The sequence below is a fragment of the Sphingobium sp. CCH11-B1 genome, assembly GCF_001556865.1.
GTDB lineage: Bacteria > Pseudomonadota > Alphaproteobacteria > Sphingomonadales > Sphingomonadaceae > Sphingobium.
On sequence record NZ_LSJY01000182.1, the window covers coordinates 1 to 18,832 of the forward strand.

General features: G+C 64.5%; 16 protein-coding genes. 9 read left to right on the plus strand and 7 right to left on the minus strand.

The genetic code is table 11. From position 1 onward, the window contains the following. On the plus strand, positions 1 to 202 hold a 202-nt coding region (locus AX724_RS18110), incomplete at its 5' end, for a PepSY domain-containing protein (RefSeq protein WP_197421627.1). Next, a complete protein-coding gene (locus tag AX724_RS18115) occupies positions 202 to 2,382 on the plus strand; it encodes a TonB-dependent receptor (protein WP_066769202.1) in 2,181 nt (726 codons plus the stop codon). The genes AX724_RS18110 and AX724_RS18115, both read left to right, overlap by 1 nt. 216 nt (positions 2,383 to 2,598) lie before the next feature. On the opposite strand, the gene AX724_RS18120 is transcribed toward AX724_RS18115, so the two are convergent. From AX724_RS18120 to folE, 5 genes are all read right to left on the minus strand, one after another. After that, positions 2,599 to 3,846, minus strand: coding sequence for a dipeptidase (locus AX724_RS18120; RefSeq protein WP_066769204.1), 1,248 nt, complete (start codon positions 3,844 to 3,846; stop codon positions 2,599 to 2,601). Then, complete coding sequence (locus AX724_RS18125; RefSeq protein ID WP_066769207.1) at positions 3,846 to 6,266, minus strand: TonB-dependent receptor; 2,421 nt, start codon at positions 6,264 to 6,266, stop codon at positions 3,846 to 3,848. The genes AX724_RS18120 and AX724_RS18125 overlap by 1 nt, the downstream gene beginning before the upstream one ends. Positions 6,267 to 6,453: 187 nt before the next feature. Further along, positions 6,454 to 7,233, minus strand: a complete 780-nt coding sequence (locus AX724_RS18130; protein WP_066769210.1) for an enoyl-CoA hydratase-related protein — start codon at positions 7,231 to 7,233, stop codon at positions 6,454 to 6,456. Positions 7,234 to 7,317: 84 nt separating this feature from the next. After that, positions 7,318 to 8,157 (minus strand): SDR family oxidoreductase, encoded by an 840-nt coding sequence (locus tag AX724_RS18135; RefSeq protein ID WP_066769213.1) that lies wholly within the window; start codon positions 8,155 to 8,157, stop codon positions 7,318 to 7,320. Further along, the gene (gene folE, locus AX724_RS18140; protein WP_066769216.1) at positions 8,154 to 8,759 is read right to left on the minus strand and encodes a GTP cyclohydrolase I FolE; all 606 of its coding nucleotides are present in this window, start codon (positions 8,757 to 8,759) and stop codon (positions 8,154 to 8,156) included. Before folE ends, AX724_RS18135 begins: the two co-directional genes overlap by 4 nt. A gap of 154 nt (positions 8,760 to 8,913) precedes the next feature. Here folE and AX724_RS18145 point away from each other — a divergent pair, with 154 nt between their 5' ends. After that, positions 8,914 to 9,513, plus strand: coding sequence for a nucleotidyltransferase family protein (locus AX724_RS18145; protein ID WP_066769218.1), 600 nt, complete (start codon positions 8,914 to 8,916; stop codon positions 9,511 to 9,513). Positions 9,514 to 9,529: 16 nt separating this feature from the next. On the opposite strand, the gene AX724_RS18150 is transcribed toward AX724_RS18145, so the two are convergent. Then, a complete protein-coding gene (locus tag AX724_RS18150; protein ID WP_066769220.1) occupies positions 9,530 to 11,200 on the minus strand; it encodes an MFS transporter in 1,671 nt (556 codons plus the stop codon). 255 nt (positions 11,201 to 11,455) lie between these two features. On the opposite strand from AX724_RS18150, the gene AX724_RS18155 reads away from it, so the two are divergent. The 5 genes from AX724_RS18155 to pgl all read left to right on the plus strand — a co-directional run bounded on the left by AX724_RS18155 (position 11,456) and on the right by pgl (position 17,174). After that, on the plus strand, positions 11,456 to 12,664 hold the full coding sequence (locus tag AX724_RS18155; protein WP_066769222.1) for an acetyl-CoA C-acetyltransferase: 1,209 nt from the start codon (positions 11,456 to 11,458) through the stop codon (positions 12,662 to 12,664). 91 nt (positions 12,665 to 12,755) lie between these two features. Next, complete coding sequence (locus AX724_RS18160; protein WP_066769225.1) at positions 12,756 to 14,930, plus strand: 3-hydroxyacyl-CoA dehydrogenase NAD-binding domain-containing protein; 2,175 nt, start codon at positions 12,756 to 12,758, stop codon at positions 14,928 to 14,930. Between the two features lie 68 nt (positions 14,931 to 14,998). Further along, complete coding sequence (gene galE / locus AX724_RS18165) at positions 14,999 to 16,003, plus strand: UDP-glucose 4-epimerase GalE (protein ID WP_066769227.1); 1,005 nt, start codon at positions 14,999 to 15,001, stop codon at positions 16,001 to 16,003. Then, positions 16,000 to 16,476, plus strand: a complete 477-nt coding sequence (locus tag AX724_RS18170; protein WP_066769230.1) for a YbaK/EbsC family protein — start codon at positions 16,000 to 16,002, stop codon at positions 16,474 to 16,476. Before galE ends, AX724_RS18170 begins: the two co-directional genes overlap by 4 nt. A gap of 5 nt (positions 16,477 to 16,481) precedes the next feature. Next, positions 16,482 to 17,174, plus strand: coding sequence for a 6-phosphogluconolactonase (pgl, locus tag AX724_RS18175; protein WP_066769286.1), 693 nt, complete (start codon positions 16,482 to 16,484; stop codon positions 17,172 to 17,174). 29 nt (positions 17,175 to 17,203) lie between these two features. Here the strand turns inward: pgl and AX724_RS18180 are convergent, their stop codons facing one another. Further along, complete coding sequence (locus AX724_RS18180; RefSeq protein WP_066769232.1) at positions 17,204 to 17,467, minus strand: hypothetical protein; 264 nt, start codon at positions 17,465 to 17,467, stop codon at positions 17,204 to 17,206. A gap of 62 nt (positions 17,468 to 17,529) precedes the next feature. Between AX724_RS18180 and AX724_RS18185 the strand changes: the two genes are divergently transcribed. After that, on the plus strand, positions 17,530 to 18,678 hold the full coding sequence (locus AX724_RS18185; RefSeq protein ID WP_066769235.1) for a pyridoxal phosphate-dependent aminotransferase: 1,149 nt from the start codon (positions 17,530 to 17,532) through the stop codon (positions 18,676 to 18,678). Positions 18,679 to 18,832 lie beyond the last annotated feature (154 nt).

Here is an 18,832-nt window from a genome sequence, read left to right on the forward strand (position 1 = left end):
CGCCCGCCGGCACGGCCTATCGACCAAGGTCAACAACTGGCTCCATCCCCTACACGATGCGTCGGTAGGGGGACTGGCGACACGGCTTCTCGCCTTTGTCGTCGGCCTCCTTCCCGCACTCCTCTTCGTCACCGGACTGCTGCGCTGGACCCAGCGCAATCGCCGCCGGCCGCACCTCCTCTCTTTGAAAGATCCTGTCTGATGCGCACATCCCTTCTCGCCCTCGCCGCCACCCTCGCCGCCCCGTCCGCCTTCGCCGCCGAAGCCAGCCGGTCGATCATCGTCACCGGCCAGCGTGATGCGCCCCCGCTCGACCGGGTCAGCGACACAGGCAGCCGGCTGGGCCTCACGGTGTTGGAAACGCCGGCAACCGTCGAAACTCTGACGCAGGCCGATCTTCAGTTCCGCGGCCTTCGCACCGCGCGTGAAGCCTTTGCCGACGTGCCCGGCGCGATTTCCGGTAACGTCCCCGGCAATCCCGCCGCCGTCATGATGCGCGGTTTTTCCGGCAATACGGTGTCCATCCTTCAGGACGGGGTGCGGATATCGACATCCACCGTTGTCCAGCGCGACACCAATGTCTGGCATTTCGATCGGATAGAGGTGATCAAGGGACCGGCCTCCGTTCTGTTCGGCGAAGGTGCGCTGGGCGGCGTCATCAACAAGGTGACGCGCAAGCCGCAGTTCGACGGCAACCATATGGACGGGCTGCTCAGCTTCGGCAGCTTCGACACGCTGACGGCGGCGGGCGGCGTCAATTACCAGCTATCGGACCGGGTCGCGCTGCGCGCCGACGCCAGCATCATGCGCAGCGACAGCCTCTATGACGTGGACGATAACCGCACCCGATCGTCGGGCCTGACCGCCAGCCTGCTGCTGCGCCCCACGGCCGACCTTTCGGTCCTGATCGCAGTCGACCATTATGATGACCTATATGACGGCAGCTATCAGGGCGCGCCGCTGATCCCCGCCGCCTTCGCCCGCGACGCCAGCCGCGCGGTTCGCAGCGGCAACGGCCTGGTGCTCGACCGCGCGCTGCGAAATCGCAACTATAATCCGGCGGGTGCCTATTCAGGTGCCAATGATACGACGCTGCGGTCGCGGATCGACTGGAAAATCGGCGGGGGCTGGTCACTGGGGACGGACCTTACATGGTACACCGCCGACCGGGCCTTCGTGCTGAGCGACACGCAGAGCTTCGCTGCACCGACCGCCGCTTTCCCGAACGGGCGGTTCCTGCGTACGCTTCAGCGCTTCTACCACGACCATCGTTTCTGGAATGTGCGCAGCGCGCTTTCCCATGACGGGCAGGTCGGATCGATGCGCAACCGCTTCTCAGTCGGCGCGGAATATAATCACACGGATTTCGCCAGCCTGCGCCAGTCCGCCCCGAATAGCGCAGTCGCGCCGGTCGACCCTTATGTACCGACGGTAGGCACATTCCCGACTGCTGACCGTGTCTATACCACCGGGAACATCAATTTCGATTCCCGCCTCAAGACGACGTCGGTCTTTGCCGAGGATGCGCTGAACCTTACGCCGCGATGGCTGCTGGTCGCCGGGGCGCGCTATGACGCCATCGCCCTCGACCGGGCGGTCACCAATTTCAACGTCACCCCCAACAGCGTGCAGCGCGCCAGCCCGCGCTATCATCCCTTCTCCTGGCGAGCGGGCGCGACTTATGCGCTGACGCCGGGGCTGACCCTTTATGCGCAATATACGACGGCGGCGGTGCCGGTGTCGTCGATGCTGCTGCAATCGATCGTCAACACCGCCTTCCGCCTGACCAAGGGGCGCAGCTATGAGGCGGGCTTCAAATTCACGACGCTGGGTCAGCGGCTGACGCTCACCGGTGCGGCCTATCGCATCGCGCAGAAGGACATATTGACCCGCAATCCGATCGATCCGTCGCTGACGGTGCAGGGCGGACGGCAGTCGTCGCGGGGCGTGGAACTCACGCTTGACGCCACCCCGACCGACGCGCTGTCGCTGGGCGGCAGCATCGGATACACCGACGCCCGTTATGACGAGCTGATCGAGGCGGGCAATATCGACCGATCCGGCAACCGGCCGATCAATACGCCTAAGGCAACGGCGAACAGCCATGTCGCCTATCGGCTGCCCGCCGTGCCGGTGACGCTGAGCGCCTTCGCCCGCCATGTTTCCGGCTTCTTCACCGATACGGCCAACAGCATCCGGGTGCGCGGCCGCACCACCTTCGACGCCGCGATTGCCTGGCAGGTCACGCCGCAAGCATCGCTTACGCTGCGCGGCCGCAACCTTACCGACGCCTTTTACGGAGAATATTCAGGCTATCCGACCACCAACATCTATGTCGGCGCGCCGCGCAGCGTTGAGCTGGCGCTCGCCACCCATTTCTGACCGGATCAACCGTGCATGCCGGTCCACAGGAAGACGAGCATTGCCCCCGCGATGAAGGAGAACATCAGATAGAGTGCAAGGCGGGGGACCGCCTTTCGGGCCGGATTGTGGTTCTGGCGGGGCATGATTTTCCTTTGCGTTGAGGATTTTGGCTCTCCAACGCATCGGACCCCCGCCAGTGTCCGCGAAATGTTCGCGCAGAGCGCGCGCCGTCCATCAGGACGCCGGCGCGCCCTTGGCTTCCCGCCCTGCTTCGGCTGCGGCCAGCACGCGCAGCACATTGCCGGACCAGATTTTCTGAACGTCCGCTTCGCTGTAGCCGGCCTTGAGCAGAGCAGCGGTGATCTTGGGCAAGTCGACCACATCCTCCATGCCAACGACGCCCCCGCCGCCGTCCCAGTCCGCGCCGATGCCGACATGGTCCGGCCCCACTACCTTCAGCGCATGGAGCATATGCGCCATGAAATCGTCGAAAGTCGCACGGTCGGTGTCAGGATAAAGCCGGTCGATCTCCTGCCGCTTGGCCAGCAACGCGGCGCGGGCTTGGGCGGACATCTTCGCATCCTCGCGCATTTGCCCCATGAGCGCCTGCATCGCCTTCTGCCGCTCCGGGTTCGGCTTCGACGCCTTGAGATAGCCGCCATAGGCGTTCATCTGGATGACGCCGCCCTTGGCCGCCAGCGCCTTCAGATGATCGTCGTCGATATTGCGGGGATGGTCGTAGATCGCCTTGCAACCCGAATGGGTCAGCAGGACGGGCGTGGTGGACAGCGCCAGCAGATCGTCCAGCACCTGATCGCTGCTATGCGACGCGTCCGGCACGATGCCCAGCCGGTTCATCTCCTTCAGCAATTCCTTGCCCAGCGGCGACAGCCCGCCGTAGCGCGGCTTCTTGGACGGGTCGGTGGAACTGTCCGCGAATTGGTTGTGCGCGAAATGGGCGAAGCCGGTGACGCGCACGCCCATGTCGTAGAAGGTCTTGAGCAGCGACACGTCCTCTCCCAGCGGATAGGCGTTCTCGATCGACATATAGACGATCCGCTTGCCCGCCGCCGCGATGGGCGCGGCGTCCTTCGCCTCCGTCGCGAGGGCGAAATTCTCGGGATCCGCCGCCACCATCGACCGGATCGACATGCCGCGCAGCAACGCAAAGTTGCGCGACTTGCGGAATCCCTCGATCGTCAACGGCCCCTGCGGCGTATAGATGGCCCAGAAACCGCCATCCAGGCCGCCCTTCTTCATGCGCGGCAGATCGACCTGCGTATAATCGCTGTGGACGCCATGCTCCTCCTCGATCGACCAGCCGGGCAGGTCGAGGGAGGCAGGTGTGTCGAGATGGCTGTCGAGCGTCACCAGTCGCTGGTGGAGCTGATAGTCCTTCTTCGATACCGCAGGCCCCTGCGCTTGCGCGGTGATGGGAAATAGCGCGGCCAATGCCGCGCTCACCATGAATTTGCCCCGCATCAAATCTCGCCCGTGATCGTGAACTGGAAGGTGCGCGGCGACAGCGGTCGGAAGGAGCCGTCGCCCTGCACCGATGAAGAAATGTAAGACAAAGTATCCTTGTCAAACAGATTGTCGACGTTGAACCGCGCCTTGACGCTCTTGACCGGGCCGAAGCTCCAGCCGTCGCCGATATCGACATAGGCGCTGAACACGGTAAAGCCGGGAACGCTGGACCCTGGCGTGTTGGTGAAGGTGGACCAGCGCTTCGACGTATATTTACCCGAAATATTGGCCACCAGCCAACTGGCCGGTTCCACCGTCACGCCGCCGCTGACGATCCACTTCGCGCTATCGGGGATATATTTGTCCGCGATCGGGATCGGCGTCGCAGCCGGGATGTCATCCTTGAACTTGGCATTATTATAGGTGACGTTGAGGTTGCCGTAGGCGAGGCCGTTCAGAAAGGACGGCTTGTAGGTGCCGGCGAACTCGACACCATAGGAACGAACCCGACCGACATTCTGGAAAAAGGTTTCGGTCGCCGAACCTCCGCCTTGCAGGAATGTCGTGATGGACTGGATGCGGTTCTTGAACTTGGTGTAGAAGCCCGCGAGCGACGCATAGACCTGACCCTGGTTGGTGCGGATGCCCAGTTCCATGTTGGTGGAGCGTTCGGGATCGGGCTGCGGTACCAGCGCGCCCCCGGGGCGGATCACCGAATAGATGTCGTCCATCCCCTTGGGCAGGGCCATATTCTCCGCATAGGAAGCGAACACCTGCGTGCGGCCGTCGATCTTGTATAGCAGGCCCGCCATGGGCAGGAAGAAATCGCGATATTGCGCCCGGTTCGACTTCGGCCCCCAGCCGGCAATGCCCCTTGTATTGAGTCCTGTGCCGGTCGTGCGGTAATAATCGTCAAAATCCCGATAGCCACGATAGCTATAGTCCAGCAGCAGCCCTTTAAAGCCGAGATCGATCACAAGCCGCTCGTCCGCCAGCTTCAGGGTATCCTTCAGAAAGACCTGAAGCGTGTCGCGCTTCGACCGGTAGTCGCGGCGCAGATACACCAGTTCATCGAGATTGGGCTGGCCGGCGGGTGAACCGTCGACAGTGTTGTAGCGCGCCTGGGTGCGATGATATTTGTCCACCTCAGCCCAGAGCCCGGCTTCGATGGCGTTGCTTCCCATTTCCCAGTGCAGCTTGTTGGTGATACCGTAGCGATCGCCACCTACGCCCGACAAACCATATTGCACGCCCTTTGGCGCGAAAACCGGCAGGCCCGCGTCAGCCTGGTAGAGATAGCGCAGATAGCTGTTCAAAAGGGCGCCCGTGGTTCCGCGGACAGTGCTGCCATAAGCGTCGGGCGACACCCCGTAACCGTCCTTGTCCTCCCAGTAGAGGGTCGATTCCGCCCATACGCCTTCGGCGATTCCCGCGTGGAAGGTTGCGCCGTAGAGCTTGTCCTTCCGCACGTTGATGGCGAGATTATAGACAGCCGTATAAGCGCTGTTGGAATAATAGATCCCCGGTGCCAGAGGGTTGGGAGCGAAGCCCGGTGTGGTGTTCGGCACATTCTCGATATAAGCGAAGTCGCGTCCGCATTGGCCCAGCGCATTGCGCGCAGCGCAATTATATTGGGCGCGGCTGATCGTTGGCGAGTCATAGTCGAAGAAGTCGTTCGACACGAACTTGAAGCGCGCCCAGCTGTCGCCGCCCAGGTCAGCGTGGATCTGCCCTTCCCAATGCTCGCGGTCGACCGAGCCGGGCCCGCGCCACAGATCGCTGTCCAGCTTGGTGCGGCTGACATAGGCGCGGAACGGCCCGACTTGCCCGGTGCTGGCGCGGATGAAGGTGCGCTTCATGTTGAAGTCGCCAAAGCTCTGCGACACGAACAGGCCCATCTCCTCCTGCGGGGCGATACTATTATATTGGACGATCGGGCCGAGGGTCGAATAGCTGGGGAGCGACACGTCGCCCGCGCCGATCGCGGCCTCCACCACGCCCAGATTTTCATTGTCGACATAGCGGAACACGGGGCTGCCGCCGAAAGCGTCGCTGCGGCCGGTGGGGATGCCGTCCACGACGAAGCCGATCTGGTCGAGGTTGAAGGCGCGGGTCTGAACCGAGTTGCCGAACTCGTATAGGCCAAGCGCGCCGTCGGTCTGGACGTTGAAGCCGGGCAATTGCTCGAGCATCTTGAGGCCCGAAATGCCGGACGGGGCGGAGAGGAGCGCTTCGCGCGTCACGGCGACCACGTTGCTCACCTTGTCCTCGCCGATGGCTTCGGAGGATTGCGAGATGCGGCGGCCGGTGACCGTGATCAGGTCTTCTTCCCCCGCGACCGGCTCCTGCGCCTGCGCGGCGCCGAGGGCGCTGGCGGCGCAGGCCGCGAGCAGAGCGACGCGTGGTGATAGGTGCAGGATAGATATGATCGGCATGGAAGGCTCCCTGTTGCACAAAGAGCCTTTCAGGCAGCGCGAACGCGCTTCATCCTGCCCCGGCGATCCCGCCGCTACGGCGGCCGCTCATTATAGTTTCCTTATGAAACGAGAGCGGCCGCCAAATCCGCCACCGCCAGGCAGAAATTCTCGACCGGCAGCGGATGAAATCATTTGGGCGTTGCGATCAGCGCCCCTTCCAGACCCCGGCGCGCTTTTCCACGAAGGCGGCCATGCCTTCCTTCCGATCCTCCGTCGCCGTCAGTATCTGGAACAAGCGGCGTTCGGTGAGGATGCCCTGCGAAAGGCCTGTTTCGAACGCGATGTTGACCATTTCCTTGTTCACCATCGCGGCCATTGGCGGCAACGCGGCGATGGTCGCCGCCGTCTTCATGGCTTCGTCCAGCAATTCCGCAGCGGGCACGATGCGGCTGACCAGCCCGCCGCGTTCCGCTTCGGCCGCATCCATCATGCGGCCGGTCAGGCACATTTCCATCGCCTTCGCCTTGCCCACCGCGCGGGTCAGCCTTTGCGATCCGCCCATGCCGGGTGCGACGCCCAGCTTGATTTCGGGCTGGCCGAATTTTGCCGTGTCGGCGGCGATGATGAAGTCCGCCATCATCGCCAGTTCACACCCGCCGCCCAGCGCAAAGCCCTGCACCGCTGCGATCCACGGCTTGCGCGTGGCAACGACGCTGGTCTGCCAGCCTGAGAAGAAATCCTGCAGGAAGAAATCGGCCGCGTCCTTTTCGACCATCTCCTTGATGTCCGCACCAGCCGCGAACGCCTTTTCACCGCTGCCAGTGAGCACGGCGCAGCGCTGGCCGGGATCGGCATCGAAGGCAGCAAAAGCGGCGCTGAGATCGGCCAGCACGTTGCTGTTGAGCGCATTGAGCGCCTGCGGCCGGTTCAGCGTAATGAGCGTCACCGCCTCGCGCTGTTCCACCAGGATCGTTTCATAGGTCATTGCCGTCTTCCCTTGTTCTTTGGGCGGACCTTATGGGCTAAGGCGTCCATCCGCCAGTCTTGCGCCAAGGCAAAAATGCAGTGCTTACCGGCACAAATGCACGAAATCCCGGTCATAGCTTTTGAGATGCGCGCCGCCATCGACATAGAGCGTCTGGCCAGTGGTCGCGGTCGCTTCCGTCAGATACAGCACGGCCTGCGCGATCTGGTCCGCCTGGGGCAGCCGTTCGAGCGGCATCAGGTCCGCCAGCCTTTCCATCTGCGCCGGGTCGTAATCCGCCGTGGCGATGGTAAGGCCCGGTGCGACGGCATTGACGCGGACGCGCGGCGCAAGGCTGTGCGCGGCGGTGCGGGTAAGGCCAGCGAGCGCTACCTTCGAAAGGGTGTAGGCCAACTGGTCCGCATGGGGATGGTCGATCCGCTGATCGAGGATATTGATGATGCAGCGATCGCCGACGCCAGCCGGGATGGTCGCGAACGCCTTGGTCAGCATCGCCGGCGCGGCGCAGTTCACGGCGTAATGGCGCATCAGGTCGTCGGCGCTCACTGTTTCCATCCTGTCCTGGCCGAAAATCGCGGCGCTGTTGACGAGGATGTCGGGCGGCCGTCCGAACCGTTCAGCGACCCTCGCTACCAATTCCTCCGCGCCTTCCGGATCAGCGAAATCGACGACGAACCCCTCCCACTCCGTCGCCTCCTCTTCGAAGGTCAGCGCCAGATGGGAATCGAGCCTTGTGTCGTGACTACCGTGGATAGCAAGCGAATGGCCCGCCCGCGCCAGCGCGCCGGCGATTACCCCGCCCAGCCGACGGTGGCCACCGGTGACGAGCGCCAGCCGTTTGGGCGCCAGTGGCGCGCCCACCGGCTCGACCGCTGTCCGCACCTTGCCCAGTGGGCGGTAGGGTGGTTCCTGCGCCTCGCTCATGAAGCGATGAGCTTCAGCACTTCCTCCCGCGATTTTTCGTCGTCGCGGAATATGCCGAGCATGCGGCTGGTCTTCATGATCACGTTCGGCGTGCGAACGCCGCGCCCGGTCATGCAGCCATGCGTCGCCTCGATAACCACGGCCACGCCTTGAGGCTTCAGATGTTCCCATATGCAGTTGGCGACTTCGGACGTCAGTCGTTCCTGCACCTGAAGCCGATTAGCGAAGGCATGGAGCACCCGCGCCAGCTTCGATATGCCAACCACAAATTCGCCGGGCAGATAGGCGATATGCGCCTTGCCCACGATTGGCGCCATATGATGTTCGCAATGCGACTGGAACGGGATGTCCTTCAGCAGCACGACGTCATCATAACCGCCTACTTCATGAAAAATGCGGGACAGATGATAGGCCGGATCGTCGTCATAGCCGCGGCAATATTCGCGCCACGCGCGCGCCACGCGTTCGGGCGTCTCGACCAGCCCCTCGCGGCTCGGCTGGTCGCCCGCCCAGCGAATGAGCGTGCGGATAGCATCGCTGACTTCGGCCGGAACCGGCTCCTTACCCTCTCCAACGGTTTCCGCATCGATGTCATGTGCCATGGGCTGGCGCCTCCTTCCAACTTTGGGCCGCATATGGCGGGTCGGCCCGGCAATGACCAGCGGCTTTTCAGTCCGCTGGACAGGAGGATCAGGCGGTGGCACATCGATTCTCTTACCGGACCGACGAAATCGATGCATCCCCTGCCTTCACGCCATGCGTACTGAACGGATCGCCGCCGTCCTGCTTGCGGCGGGCACGTCGTCCCGCTTCGGCGAGGAGGACAAGCTGATGGCCGACCTGCGCGGCAAGCCCGTGGCGGCGCACACGCTGGAGACAGTGGCCTCCATGGCCTTCGCCGAACTGGTTGCCGTAGCGCGTCCGATCGAACTGGCGCCCGTCATTCACCGCAAGCTGGAGCGGCGCGGCTACACCATCCTGGTGAATGACAGGCCCGAAGAGGGCATATCGGGCAGTATCGTCCGCGCGGTCGAACATGTGATGCCGATAAGACGCGTGAGGGGTATCCTCATCTGCCTGGCCGACATGCCCAACATCCCGCCGAGCCACTATAATCGCGTCTGCCTGGCGGCGGAGGACATCCGGTCAGTGGTCGCCAGCACGGACGGCTTCTCCTCATCGCCACCCGCCTTCATCGGCCGCAAGCATTTCCCGGAACTGCTGGCATTAAAGGGCGACCAGGGCGCGCGCGCGCTGTTGAGCCACGGCATCCAGATCGAGACGAGCGGCGCGGTACTGCACGACATCGACACGGTGGACGATCTGCAAACCTGGCGATCCGTCACGCCAAGCTAGAGCAGAAGATCGAGGCTCAACTCGACCGGGTGGGATCGATCCACGCTTCCCCAATCTCCCGCGCGTCAGGGGAGCGACCGATCGGCAGAGACCCGGTCTGCCGTTCGATCCGACGATGCACGACCGGCGCGTCGGGCCCGGCATGCAGCGCCTGGATCGCCTCGCCATTGGCAATGTCCGCGACTGTACGACGCTGGTTGTGGCGCACATAGTCGAGCCATGTCGCGACATGATAGCGCTCGACCCAGAGGTCAGGCTCGCCCAGATCGCGCAGCAACTGCCAGCCATGCGCACCGTCCCGCCGACGAATGCGGCGGCGCTCGCTCATCGCTGTCAGGAAGGGCACGACCGATCCGGCTGGTATCCGATATTCTATCGTGATGACGATGGGGCCACTACGCGGCTCCACCGGCACAGCCGTATGGGGTTCATGCCAATCGCCGCGCGGGTCCAGATTGTCGTTGCCGATCTGCGGCAGGGGACGCCAGAAGCCAAGGATCGCTGCGATGAACTGTGCGACTGCCGCCGCATAGAGGCCCGCCGCCACGCCATGGCTTTCGGCCACCCAGCCGAACAGCCACGCGCCCAACGCCATGCCTCCGAACGCGACCATCTGGTAGAGCGCGACAGCGCGCGCCACGACCCAGCGCGGCGCGGACATCTGAACCGACACATTGAAGGTGGAGAGCGCCAGCACCCAGCCTGCGCCCGCCAGCATGTAACCGAACAGAGCAAGGACGAGCCAAGGGCTCGCCGCCGTTAACGCGGTGCCGAGCGCGAGGGCGAGCGCAGAACAGCGCACGATGGTTTCGGCCGAGACACGGACGCGCAACCGGCGCGAAGAGAGCGCGCCAAGCACCGCGCCCAGGCCGAACGCCCCGCTGGTGACGCCGAAGGTGAGCGCGCCACCGCCCAACAGATCGCGCGCAACCAGCGGCATCAGCGCCGAAACCGCACTTGCCCCGACACCGAATGCGCCGGCCCGCAACAGCACCAGCCTGATCTTGGGCGATGCCGCGACATAACCGATGCCGTCGAGCATGGCAAAACCGATGCGCTCGCGCGGCAGCAGCTTGGGTGGGATCGCCGGCCGCCAGCGGAAGAGCACCAACAGCAGCGCGACATAGCTGAAGGCGTTGGTAAGGAACGCCGCGGCTGCACCGGCCGTCGCGACGATCACGCCGCCCAGCGCCGGGCCGATGCTGCGCGCGAGGTTGAAGCCCATGCTGTTCATCGCCACCGCGCTCGGCAGGACGGCGCGCGGCACCATATCGCCGACCGACGCTTGCCATGCCGGGCCGTTCACCGCCGTCGCGCAGCCGATCAGGAAAGTGAAGCCAAGCAGCAGCCAGGGCGTCATCCACCCGGTCCAGGCTGTCGCCGCGAGCGCCGTCGAAACCAGCAGCATCGACGTCTGACACGCGATCATCACCTTGCGCCGGTCGAGATTGTCGGCAACCGCGCCCGCCCACAGCGACAGCAGCATGATAGGAAGAGTGGTCGCGGCCGGGACGAGCGCGATGAGCAGCGGGGAAGCCGACAGCGACGTCATCATCCACGCCGCGCCGACCGACTGGATCAGGCCGCCGAAGTTGGAGGCGAGGCTGGCGAGCCAGATCGCGCGGAACACCGGAATGGAAAAAGGCGATGGCAGCTTGTCCGCCGGAGCTTGGGTCACGACATCCATGACGCCGGATATAGACGTCCAGTCCCGCGACGCAACGTCGATGGGTCCAAGCCCGCGAATGTCGCCCGATTGGAAGATTCGCTCGCAGAATGCGACAGCGAAGTAGACAGCCGAAACCACGCGCGGCGACCTGCCCCTACGGCGGGGCCGACCAGGCGCGAGCGACATAATAGACACTTGCACTTTACGTAAACGTAAATACATTCGACCCGACATCCGACGCGCCTCAATGGCCTCACCGGAGAGGGAATGAACATGGAAGCCTATATCTACGACGCCGTCCGAACGCCGCGAGGCCGGGGCAAGGCGGACGGGTCGCTGCACGAAATCACGCCTATTCAGCTCGCGACACAGGTGCTGGAAGCCGTGCGTGACCGCAACGCGATCGACACGGCGGACGTGGACGACGTAATCCTCGGCTGCGTCAGCCCGGTGGGCGAACAGGGTGCGGACATCGCGCGCGTCGCCGTGCTGAACGCCGACTATGCCCAGACCGTGCCGGGCGTGCAGGTCAACCGTTTCTGCGCGTCGGGACTGGAAGCCGTGAACATGGCGGCAGCGAAGGTTTTTTCCGGCGAGGCAATGTTCGCCATTGGCGGCGGCGTCGAATCGATGAGCCGCGTGCCGATGGCATCGGATGGCGGTGCCTGGGCGATGGACCCGGCGGTCGCCTACAAGACCTATTTCGCGCCGCAGGGCATCGGCGCGGACGTGATCGCGACCAAGTTCGGGATCAGCCGCGACGATGCGGACGCCTATGCCGTGGAAAGCCAGAAGCGCGCGAAGCAGGCGTGGGACGAAGGGCGTTTCGCCCGCTCCATCATACCGGTGAAGGACGTGATCGGCCGCGTCGTCCTGGACCATGACGAGCATATGCGGCCCGATGCCACGATGCAGTCGCTGGGCGCTCTGAAGCCGAGCTTTGTGGCATTGGGCGAGGAGATGCCGGGGTTCGATACGGTCGCGCTGCTGCGCTACCCCGAACTGGAGAAGGTCAATCACGTCCATCATGCCGGGAACAGCAGCGGCATCGTGGACGGCGCGGCGGCCGTGCTGGTCGGCAACGCGCAGATGGGTGAGAAATATGGGCTGAAACCCCGCGCGAAGATCAAGGCGATGGCGTCCATCGGGTCGGAGCCGCTCATCATGCTGACCGGTCCCGAATTCGTCGCTGGCAAGCTGCTCTCCCGCGCCGGGATGACGCAGGGGGACATCGACCTCTGGGAACTCAACGAGGCATTCGCTTCGGTCGTGCTGCGCTACATGCAGGCGATGGATCTCGACCATGGCAAGATCAACGTCAATGGCGGCGCGATCGCGATGGGGCATCCGCTCGGCGCGACCGGCGCGATGGTGCTGGGCACGGCGCTGGACGAGCTGGAACGCACGGGGAAGGGCACGGCGCTCGTCAACCTGTGCGTAGGCGCGGGCATGGGCACCGGCATCATCATCGAGCGGCTATAAGGACAAGAAACTCCGTTCGCCCCGAGCTTGTCGAAGGGCGCGGGCGTGTTTCGACAGGCTCGGCACGAATGGGGTGTGGGAGACAGGACCAATGAACAGCATCAATTTCACCATCGACGGCGACGGCATCGCGACGCTGATCATCGACGTGCCCGGCCAGTCGATGAACGTGATCGGCCCCGATTTCCTTTCCGATCTGGATACCGCGATCACGCGCATCAGCGCGGAAGAGGGCATCAAGGGCGCGGTGATCGCCTCGGGCAAGGACAGCGGCTTCATGGCCGGCATGGACCTCAAATATTTCGGATCCATGCTCAGCACCGGCAGCGGCGAGCGCCCTGCCCCGGCCGACATCTTCGACAAGGTGTTCGTGCTCAACCAGCTGTTCCGCCGCCTGGAAACCTGCGGCAAGCCGGTCGCGTGCGCGATCGAGGGCACATGCCTAGGCGGCGGTTTCGAGCTGGCGCTCGCCTGCCATCGCCGCTTTGTGGGTGACAGCCCCAAGACGCAGCTTGGCCTGCCCGAAATATTGATCGGCCTGTTCCCCGGCGGCGGCGGATCGCAAAGGCTGCCGCGCATCATGGGCGTGCAGGCGTCGCTGATGTACATGCTTCAGGGCAAGCTGTTCCGTCCGGCGGAAGCCGCGATGCTGAAGGTCGTGGACGCAGTCGTGCCGCAAGGCACGGCGGAGGAGGCCGCGCGCGAATGGGTGAAGGCAAACCCCACCGCCAACACCCAGCCCTGGGACGTCAGGGGCTTCAAGGTTCCGGGCGGCGCGGGCGGCTTCAACCCCGCCTTCGTGCAGACGATGGCCGGCGCGCTGCCCATGACGCTGAAGCAGACCCAGCGCAACATGAATGCCCCCATCGCCCTGCTGTCCGCCGTCTATGAGGGCATCACGCTGCCCATGGACCGCGCGATCCAGATCGAAAGCAAATATTTTGCCAAGGTCGCCGCCGACCCGCAGGCGTCGAACATGATCCGCACCCTCTTCGTCAACAAGCAGGCCGCCGAGCGCGGCGCGCGCCGTCCCAAGGACGAGCGGAAGGCGCCGACCAAGAAGCTGGCCATGCTGGGCGCGGGCATGATGGGTGCGGGCATCGCCACTGTCGCGGCGCAGGCGGGGATGGAGGTCGTGCTGTTCGACCGCGACCTCGCCTATGCCGAAAAGGGCAAGGCGCATGTCGAGGAGGTGCTGAAGAAGCGGCTGGGCAAGGGCATGACGCCCGAAAAGATGGTCGAGACGCTGGCCCGCGTGACGCCGACCACCGATTATGCGGCACTGGCAGGAAGCGACTTCGTAATTGAAGCGGTGTTCGAGGATGTCGCGATCAAGGCGGAAGTAACCAAACAGGTCGAAGCCGTGCTGGGCGCGGACACCATCTTCGGGTCCAACACCTCCACCCTGCCCATCACTCGCCTTGCGCAGGCGTGGAGCAAGCCGGAGAATTTCATCGGCGTCCATTTCTTCTCGCCGGTCGAGAAGATGCCGCTGGTCGAGATCATCCTGGGCGAAAAGACCGGCCCGGCGGCGATCGCCAAGGCGCTGGACTTCGTGGCGCAGATCAAGAAGACGCCCATCGTCGTGCATGACAGCCGGGGCTTCTATACCTCGCGCAGCTTCGGCACCTATGTGCAGGAAGGCGCGGAACTGGTCGGCGAAGGCGTCAACCCGGCGCTGATCGAGAATGCGGGCAAGCAGCTTGGCATGCCGACCGGCCCTCTGGCGGTGAGCGATGAAGTGTCGATCGAGCTGGGCGTCAAGATCATGACGGCGGCGAAGAAGGAACTGGGCGACGCCTATGTGCCGCAGGCTTCCGACGATGTCGCGGTCAGGATGGTCGAGGCCGGCCGGCTGGGGCGGAAGAACGGCAAGGGCTGGTACGACTATCCCGAGGGCGGGAAGAAGCATCTTTCCCCCGTCATCAGCGAGATGTTCCCCCGCGCCCTCCACCAGCCGGACGTCGAGACGGTAAAGGAGCGCCTGCTCTACCGCCAGTTGATCGAATGCGCCCGCTGTTTCGAGGAGGGCGTGCTGGAAACGCCGGAGGATGGCGACATTGGCGCGATCTTCGGCTGGGGCTTCGCGCCCTATACCGGCGGGCCGTTCAGCCACATGGATACGGTGGGCATCGCGCATGTCGTCGCCACGCTGGACCGGCTGGCGGCGGCGCACGGTCCGCGCTTCGCCCCGACGCAGCAATTGCGCGACATGGCGGCGAGCGGCGCGACGTTCTACAAGGCGGCTCCCGCAAAAGCTGCATGATCGCGCTGTAAATCGCAATGAGACTGGGCTAGGTCTCCCCTCGCAGACACAGGGGAGACCTAGACTTTATGAGCGACAAGCCCACGGTTCTGGTGACCGGCGGCGCCGGTTATATCGGCAGCCACGCCGTGCTGGCGCTGAAGGACGCCGGATATGGCGTCGTCGTGATCGACAATCTGGTCACGGGATTCGATTGGGCGGTGCCGCAGGGCGTGCCGCTGGTGCTGGGCGACATTGCAGACCAGCCACTGGTGGAAGCGACGCTGCGGGAACATGGCGTCCGCGCGATCATGCATTTCGCCGGGTCCGTCGTGGTGCCGGAGTCGGTCGAGGACCCCCTCAAATATTATCACAACAACAGCGCCAAGACCCGTGACCTGATCGAAAGCGCGGTGCGGGTGGGCGTGCCGCACTTCATATTCTCCTCGACCGCCGCCACATACGGCATACCGGAGGAAAGCCCGGTGCGGGAAACGACGCCGCAACGGCCGATCAACCCCTACGGCATGTCGAAGCTGATGACCGAATATATGCTGCGCGATGTCGCGGCGGCGCACCCGATGAACTATTGCGCGCTGCGCTACTTCAACGTCGCAGGGGCAGACCCGCAGGGACGCAGCGGACAGTCGACGGCCGGCGCGACCCACCTTATCAAGGTCGCGGTGGAAGCGGCGCTCGGCAAGCGCAGCCATGTCGGTGTCTTCGGCACCGACTTCGACACGCCGGACGGCACGGGCGTGCGCGACTATATCCATGTAACCGACCTAGCCGCCGCGCATGTGCTGGCGCTGGAGGCGTTGATCGCCGATCCGTCGCGCAGCCATATGCTCAACTGCGGCTATGGCCGGGGCTTCTCCGTGCTGGAGGTGCTGGACGCCGTCGATCGTGTCACCAATATGACGATCGAGCGCCGGATCGAGGGCCGGCGGGCGGGCGACCCGGACTCGCTGATTTCCGACAACCGCGCGATCCTGGCTGAATTTCCCTGGCGGCCGGCGCATGACGACCTGACGCAGATCGTCACCCATGCGCTCGCCTGGGAACGCAAGCTGAGCGACCGGCAGGGCGCATGAGCGAGGAGAGCGTCCGCGCCTTCCTTACTGCCCACGCCCCCGATATCGCGATCATCGATCAGGGCATCAGCACTGCGACGGTGGCGGACGCGGCCGCCGCGCTCGGCGTGGAGCCGGCCCGCATCGCCAAGACGCTGTCGCTGCGCATCGGCGAGCAAGTCGTCCTGGTCTGCGCGCGGGGCGATGCGCGGCTGTCCAATGGAAAGGCCAAGGCGGCGCTGGGCGCAAAGCCCCGGATGCTGGGCGGGCATGAGGTAGAGGAGATCACCGGCCATCCGGTCGGCGGAGTCTGTCCCTTCGGCCTCGCGACGCCGCTGCCCATCTATTGCGATGTCTCCCTTCGGGCGTTTGAGACGGTCTTTCCCGCCGCAGGATCGCGTACCGCCTCGGTCGAACTGACGCCGGATCGCCTCGCAGCCTTGACCGCGGCGCAATGGGTGGACATCTGCACCCTTCCCGAAGAAACGGAATGAGCGCCATGCCGACCGAACATCTTTTCCATACCGGCGGCGAGGCCGCCGCGGACCTTGCCGGCCGCATCGCCATCCTCCTGGCGGACGCCATCGCGCAGCGGGGCGTCGCTACCATCGCCGTTTCCGGCGGGCGTTCGCCCCGCCCGGTGCTCGAGGCCCTGTCCAAGGAGCCCATCGACTGGACGAAGCTGATCGTCACGCTGGTCGATGAACGCTGGGTCGATCCCGTCAGCGCCGACAGCAACGAGCGGCTGGTGCGGGAGACATTGTTGCAGGGACCGGCGGCGGAAGCACGGTTCGTGCCGATGAAGACCCACGTGCCCGATGCCTATCTGGGGCAGGCCGAGGTGGAGCAGGCCTTCGCCGCCCTCCCCTGGCCGCTGGACATCGTCCTGCTGGGCATGGGTGACGACGGGCATACGGCGTCTCTTTTCCCTGAAGCGGCTGAACTGGCAGAAGGCCTGTCCTCGCCCGCCCGCACGATCGCGGTGAGCCCGCCGGCGGCACCGCATCAGCGCCTGTCTCTCACCGCGAGCGCAATCCTCGCCAGCCGCCATATCTTCCTCCAGATCGGCGGCGCAGCGAAGAAGGCGGTCTATGACCGGGCGCTCGCCGGAGGTCCGGTGGAAGAGCTGCCCATCCGGTTGGCGCTGTTGCAGGACATCGCGCCGGTTGAGGTGTGGATCAGCAAATCCTGACCCAGTTCGCGTCGCGCGAACGGCAGGCGTCAATCGCTCACATCATGTTTCGAGATCAGATACCGCCATACCCCGATCGCGTTGATGCCCAGCAGCGCCACATTCTGCCAGCCGATCCCTTCGCTATTGTCGTCGAGAAAGCCCCATCCGATGAGTGCGATGGAACTTGTCACGAAGAGGACGAAGGCCCACCCGGTGATGCGGCGGCCGAGGTTCAGGGAGACGATGAGGGCAGCCAGCGTCGCTGCCCCCGCGCCATAATATTGCAGGACGGTCAGCATGGTCTGGTTCATGAAGGAACGAACACCAACGCCGCCCAATTGTTGCGCCGATTGACATAGATGAGTGACATCAGATGATTGCCGAGATTTCCCCCTTCCACGCCATCGCCATCAGCCGGGAAGCCCATGCGCTGGAGGCGCAGGGCCGATCCATCCTGCACATGGAATTTGGCCAGCCGTCGACGGGTGCGCCGGCCGAGGCGATCGCGCAGGCGCATCATGTGCTCGACACCGAGCCGATGGGCTATTGGGAAAGCATAGGCCTCAAGCAACGGATCGCCCGCCTCTACACCGACCGGCACAGCGTCGCGGTCGATCCCGAGCAGGTGCTGCTGACCTGCGGCGCCTCCCCGGGACTGGTACTGGCGCTTACCTGCCTGTTCGCGCCGGGTGCGCGGGTGGCGACGGCACGTCCGGGCTATGTCGCCTACCGCAATACGCTCAAGGCACTCTATCTGGAGCCGCTGGAAATCGCCTGCGGCCCGGTCGATCGCTACCAGATCAGCGCCGACGCGCTGGCAACGATCGATCCCGTGCCCGACGGCCTGATCCTCGCCAGCCCCGCCAATCCCACCGGCACGATCATCCCGGCGGACGAACTGGCCGCCATCGCGCGGGTCTGCGCGGAAAGGGGCATCCGCATCGTCTCCGACGAAATCTACCATGGCCTCAGCTTCGGCGAGCCAGCCCACAGCATGTTGGAATATGCGCCCGACGCGGTGATCGTGAACAGCTTTTCCAAATATTACAGCATGGCGGGATGGCGGCTCGGCTGGATCGTGGTGCCGCCAGCGCTGATCGGCGCGGCGCGGGCGCGGATGGGCAATCTGTTCCTGACGCCCCCGGTCCTGGCGCAGCGGGCGGGCCTCACCGCGTTCGACTGCGCCGACGAGCTGGAGGGGCATGTCGACACCTATCGACGCAACCGGCAGCTGTTGCTGGACGCGCTGCCCGCGCTCGGCCTTGCCCGCATCGCGCCGCCCGACGGGGCCTTCTACATCTATGCCGACATAAGCCACCTCACCGACGACAGCCTTGGCTTCTGCCAGAAGCTGTTGCGGGAAACGGGCGTGGCGACCGCGCCGGGCCTGGATTTCGACCCCGTCGATGGCCATCGCTTCATTCGCTTCAGCTTCGCGGTATCGACCGACCGGGTGGTGGATGCCATCGCCCGCATGACGCCCTGGTTCCAGCAGCAGGCCTCGCTGAAAAGAGGGAGCTAAAGGCCATCAGGAAAAATGGTGCCCCTAACCGAGCAAACCTCGAACAAAATATTCGAGGATTTGGAGGATTGGAACCGGATTTTACAAGACACTTCGTTGAAACCGCCACAGCCCTGACCACCTGACATAGCCCTGTTCGCCGCCCCGTATCCCC